At 68.8% G+C, this 247-nt stretch carries 1 protein-coding gene; it reads right to left on the reverse strand.

Translation table 11 applies throughout. The features are described from left to right. Nucleotides 1-247 (reverse strand): hypothetical protein (locus QP415_RS12495; RefSeq protein WP_285100284.1); only part of this gene is annotated, 247 nt, incomplete at both ends.

Here is a 247-nt window from a genome sequence, read left to right on the forward strand (position 1 = left end):
CCGCTTCCACCTGGGCCATTGCCTGCTCGTAGGTGAGCTTGCCGGCCTGGCAGGTTTGCGGGAGAGGCTCAGGGCTGGTTGCCCAATCCCAGATCTGCTGCTGGGCCTGGGTGCGCCGTTCCGCGGCAGAAGCCGGGGCACGAGCCGGAAGCGGGGTTTCGTCTTCCCAGCGGCCTTGGTTGAGCCAGGTTGCCGGATGGGGCGTGTACTGGTCGACGCGGTTAGGATCCGCCGCGAGACGGGCCGC

This window comes from Pauljensenia sp. UMB3104, from assembly GCF_030217285.1.
GTDB lineage: Bacteria > Actinomycetota > Actinomycetes > Actinomycetales > Actinomycetaceae > Pauljensenia.